A 5333-nucleotide genomic window follows, 5' to 3' on the forward strand; every position below is an offset into this window, starting at 1 on the left:
AAATACCTGAAATGTGGAATTGGTCTAAGGATCTATTAAAAGAGCATACATGGAGCGTTATGGTGGGGAAAGCGTTAGATAAATATGTATATCATGATTTTGAGAAGACTCCTCATATGTGTGTAAGTGGAATGACTCGTTTTGGAAAAACAGTATTCTTAAAAAATGTGATGACTAGTTTAATTTTACAACAATCTCAACACGTGAATTTTTTTATTATCGATCTGAAAGAAGGGCTAGAATTTAGTCCTTACAAAGATCTATCCCAAGTTGTAGAAGTAGCTGAAAATCCAGAACAGGCGTTAGAAATGTTGGCTAAAGTACGTGAGAAAATGGTTAAACAAATTGAAGTAATGAAGAAGTCCTACTTTACTAATATCATAGATACATCCATAAAAGAGCGATGTTTCATCGTAGTGGATGAAGGAGCAAATCTTTGTCCAACACAAGGTTTACCTAAAAAACAACGGGATTTATTATTTATGTGCCAGGAGATGTTATCTGAAATCGCAAGAATCGGGGGTGGTTTAGGATTCCGGCTCATATTTTGTACGCAATATCCAACCTCTGATACATTGCCAAGGCAAATCAAACAAAATGCTGATGCAAAGCTAGGTTTTCGATTACCAACAGCGGTTGCTTCACAAGTTGCTTTGGATGAACCAGGTCTTGAGGATCTGCCTTCCCTTCCAGGAAGAGCATTATTTAAGACAGATCGTACAGAAGAAATTCAGGTGCCATATTTAAAGGATACAGATATGTGGAAGTTACTGAAGCAATACAAGGTGGTGAAACAGCATGAGGCACCAGAAGCTCAAACAGAAAGCCAGACAGATCGAGATTTTATCGAGTTTAAATAAGCTGGAATTTGCTTCTAGGAGGCAATTGCAAGCGATTCATGCTCTAGGTAGTATTCGAAATGCAAATCGTATTTTGAAGGATCTACGACAATATTGTCATGTCACATCGCATAATCGGGAGTATGTATATTATCTCAACAAAAAAGGTTCGGCTTTGTTAGGATTAGATCCCAACGAACGAAAAAAGAAGCATCAACTTGAACATATTCTTTTGCGTAACGAAGCTTGGATGTGGTTAGATTTTCCCAATTGGAAGACAGAGCAAGTTATAAAATTTAGATACCAAAATGAAGAAAAAATAATTGTACCAGATGCTTATTATTTAGTAGATCAAGTCCCACATTTTGTTGAGATTGATAGGGTTCAACATATGAAAATAAATGAAGATAAGATAAAATATTATGGTTTAATTGCAAAGCTATATAAAAAACAAAGAGATATCGTACCAAACATTTTATTTTTTACAATATCAGACTATCGTGAAAAAAAATTAGAGAGCTATGGAATAAAATATAATGTGCATGTACGTACATTCTTGTTAAAAGAAGTGTTATGAAAGTAAAAAGCACAAGGTGAATTGTAGCTCCTTGTGCTTTTTACATGTCCCAGAAATTATGTACATTTACTTTAGAATCAAAACGTTTAATAGCTTTCATGATTTTTTGGACTACAGAAAGAGTTGGAACGTGATTTTTATCATTACAAAGCCTTGTAATGGTACTACGACTAACTTTGGCTGCTAATTCTAATTCCTTTTGTTCAATCCCATTTTGATCTAACCATTTCCCTAATTTTGTACGCTTTTGCTTATTTCCTTGCATACTTTTCCGCTCCTTTTTCCTCTATGTATCTGTTAGTTTGGACATACTTTCTTAAACTTATACATACATAGATGAGTCAAAAAAGAAGCATATGGCTCAAAAAAGAAGCATATTATAAAGATAGATAAAGAGAATAAAAGATTTTTTGTAATTTTTTTGTGGAATATAGCATACATAATAATAGCTACAAGATGCGGATACACTGAAATATAATTGCATCTTGTTGCAATGGGTATGCTAACAAAATAAAAAGTTGAAACCCCTTATGTGAGAAAGGTTTCGGCTTTTTTATTTTATAGATTGCTAATCTGTGTTTAGTTATTTCATATAAATTGATGCAAAACATGTCGAATTCAAATTTTCCATATGTAAATATATATACTTTTATAATCACCAAAGATTTCAAAAGAAATTAAATAACCTGAGTCTATATAAATATAGAAGTCATGTTATTTAGTCGTGCTTTTTAAATACTGTCTACTGGAAAGGAGGCACTTCAAACCATGGTTGTATTCTTAACTTTTTAATTGTTATTTCACCCTTAGAACTTATTGCTTCGTAAAAATCAAAATTTTCTCTATTTTCTTGTTTGGATTTTTCTTTAATGATGTTTATAATTTTTATTCTATCTTCTCTGGAGGTTTTCATTCCAAAAATAATAGCTTCTAAATCTTCAAATTTATATTTCAATTTTCTATCTTGCACTTCTGTATAGCTATCTAAAACACTAAATAATAATAATCTATATTCTTTTTCATATTGCCAATCAATGGATTTGTTTAAAAATGGAACTTGATAACTATGCCAGTACTCTTTTTGCCAATATTCAACAACGTCATCATTTAAGTGATTTGCACAGTTACTGATATTCCCTTCTGAATCTGTATACCATTGTTTTAAAAGTACATTATGTTTTAAGTATCCCAAATGACTAAAAAAATTAATTCTTTGAATTTGATTAGAATAATTCATTTTATTAAATTCAAAAGGACGATAATTATAAATTTTCTTTAAATCTGAATATCCAATTATAGTTTCTAATTCAATTTTAGGTACATCGACATCGTGAGTTCGGAATTTAAGACAAACACCTTTGTGGCTATCCCCATAATGTCCCCAAACTGCTGAATTTGTACAATTATCCATAAAACAAGCTACATAACATTTTGGATATGTCAGCTCAGTAATTTTTTTTAAATATCTTTCTGTAAATTCAACATATATAAATTTTGCTTTCTGGCTATTTTGATTTTTTTCAACACGATCGGCATCTGCTAATTCGCTATCATTTAGTGCTTCTTTGTATACTTGTATATAGTCATTGTAGCGGTTTGGGTTTTTATCAAATTTTTCCATTATTTCTTTTAAATCTGTTATTAGGTCAGATTTTATTATGGAAGTAAAGGGGTTAATTGATTGTGAAGATAGACCTAACTCCATATGTACTTCAAAAATAGCTTCTAAGGTGAAATAGTGTAGAATTTTTAAATATACGTAAATTTCTTCTTGAGAAGTTTCTTTAGATTCTTTGGATAAGAAATTTAAACAGAAATTTATATATTTGCTGTTGAAAACATGTTCATAAACCATATTAATAATTTTTTCGTATTTTTCACTATAATATTTTTCTCGATCCCAAATAGGGATTTGTGAATTGTTTAATTCTGATAATAATTTAGACATTAAAAATACATGAGTTAAGCTATACATATAATGTTTAAAAAAATTTTTCCAAACAATAATATCTCCCTGCCAATAATACTCCCTAATGCCCTCCATTGGATCATTTAATGAATCAAGTTCTGAAAAATATATTTCTTGATTTTCCAGTTCCTCGTACTCACCTAATAAGCTTTTAATATTTCGAAATCTGTACATTATAATCACTCCATTTTCTAATTCACAGGTTCTGTTACTGTTAATCGCATTCTAATTTCTATTATATTATTACAAAAAATAGTTTATTTTTCAGTATTTCCCTAAAATATCACCTCTTTTTCTCTATATTTATTACTTCGAAATATAGCTTTTATAATATTCATTGGCTTTTACTACATAAGAACAATGTTCTTAATAGTAATAAATTGTTTTGGATTATATTGTTATTAATTTCACGTACCATAATGATAATAAAAAATTTCTAACAAATGATTGTATAATACAAAACAATGGGTTTATAATAAGAACAAACGTTCTATTTTGGAGGATAAAACGATGTTTGACTATTCAAAATGCATGAGTCGAATGATTCTCTGCATAGACCTTTGTTCATTTTTTGCCAGTTGCGCGTGTGTCATGAGGGGATTAGATCCATTAAAAGTGAAATTAGCTGTTGTTGGAGACGTAAATCGAAATGGATCTATTGTGTTGGCTGCCACTCCTGAACTGAAAAAATTAGGGATTTCTACAGCAACCAGATTATACGAAATCCCAAAAGATCCGAACATTATTATTGTGAATGCAACAATGAGAAGATTTGTTGAAATTTCAAATCAAATCACAGAAATTTATACGAAGTATGTAGCGTTAGAGGATCTACACGTTTACTCAATCGACGAATGCTTTCTAGACATGCAACAAACAGCTCATCTTTTCGGACGTGATCCAATTGTAATTGCTAAAAGGATTCAAAGAGAAATATATGATACGACTGGCATAACCGCATCAATTGGAATTGGACCGAATTTATTTCTTTCAAAAGTTGCTCTTGATGTGGAAAGTAAACATTCAGACTCTAGGATTGCTATGTGGACATACGAAGATGTTTCAAAGAAATTATGGGAAATCAACCCCCTTCAAAAAGTATGGGGAATTGGAAAGGCTACTGAAGAGGCGTTGCACGGCATGGGCCTATTTTCCTTAAAGGATGTTGCAAAAACACCTAAAGAGCATCTAATCAAGCGATTTGGCAAAGTAAAAGGTGAAGAGTTATATCGCTTCTCATATGGTATTGATGAGAGCCGGATTGCAAATAAATACATTCCTAAAAGTACCTCTATAACAAAAGGACAAATCTTGTTAGAGGACTGTTTCAGCCCAACTAAATTAAAATTACTCCTTCTAGAACAAATTGAAGAAACTTGTTTTCGTTTACGATCTATAGATAAATGCTGCCGTACGGTTGAACTTTCTATAGGTTATAGCAAATACATCGGTGGAGGATTTAAACGAGCGATTACATTAGATCAGCCAACATGCTTAACAGAAGATGTGTATGAGGCTTCTTTGCAACTATTAAGAAGATTTCATTCTGGTCATCCGGTGCGCCAAATACATATTACACTGAAAAATTTGACCAGGGATGACGCAATTCAAATGTCATTGTTCGAAGATACTTCCCAAAAAGATACTAAAAGGAAATTAGCAAAAACAATGGATAGTATACGGCATAAACATGGTAAGAATTCAATTATGAGAGGTATCAGTTACATTAAAGGGGCTACACAAAGGGATAGAAACGGAAAAATAGGTGGGCATAAAGCATAAGGAGGAATACAGATCATGATTGATAGAGGTATGATGCGTTGGGTTCCATTTTCAGCAATAAAAGAACAATTTGAAGGACTAAATGAATTTTACGATAAGCAAAATGAAGTACCGATGCCTATTTTAGATGAACAAAAATTAGATCTTATAAATGATATTGTGTGTT

At 31.5% G+C, this 5333-nt stretch carries 6 protein-coding genes; 4 read left to right on the forward strand and 2 right to left on the reverse strand.

Annotated features, from left to right (window positions below):
• Both CQ058_RS30820 and CQ058_RS30825 read left to right on the forward strand, forming a co-directional pair.
• On the forward strand, positions 1-860 hold an 860-nt coding region (locus tag CQ058_RS30820; RefSeq protein WP_105590238.1), incomplete at its 5' end, for an FtsK/SpoIIIE domain-containing protein.
• Positions 799-1416, forward strand: coding sequence for a replication-relaxation family protein (locus tag CQ058_RS30825; protein ID WP_105590239.1), 618 nt, complete (start codon positions 799-801; stop codon positions 1414-1416). The genes CQ058_RS30820 and CQ058_RS30825, both read left to right, overlap by 62 nt.
• A 40-nt stretch (positions 1417-1456) precedes the next feature.
• On the opposite strand, the gene CQ058_RS30830 is transcribed toward CQ058_RS30825, so the two are convergent.
• Entirely contained in the window at positions 1457-1681 is a 225-nt protein-coding gene (locus CQ058_RS30830) for a helix-turn-helix domain-containing protein (protein ID WP_105590240.1), read from the reverse strand.
• A 477-nt stretch (positions 1682-2158) separates the two neighbouring features.
• A complete protein-coding gene (locus CQ058_RS30835; protein ID WP_105590241.1) occupies positions 2159-3559 on the reverse strand; it encodes a DUF2971 domain-containing protein in 1401 nt (466 codons plus the stop codon).
• Between the two features lie 336 nt (positions 3560-3895).
• On the opposite strand from CQ058_RS30835, the gene CQ058_RS30840 reads away from it, so the two are divergent.
• The gene (locus CQ058_RS30840) at positions 3896-5167 is read left to right on the forward strand and encodes a Y-family DNA polymerase (RefSeq protein WP_105590242.1); all 1272 of its coding nucleotides are present in this window, start codon (positions 3896-3898) and stop codon (positions 5165-5167) included.
• 15 nt (positions 5168-5182) lie between these two features.
• On the forward strand, positions 5183-5333 hold a 151-nt coding region (locus CQ058_RS32825), incomplete at its 3' end, for a YolD-like family protein (RefSeq protein ID WP_142396448.1).

This window comes from Bacillus sp. MYb56, from assembly GCF_002976445.1.
GTDB lineage: Bacteria > Bacillota > Bacilli > Bacillales > Bacillaceae_G > Bacillus_A > Bacillus_A mycoides.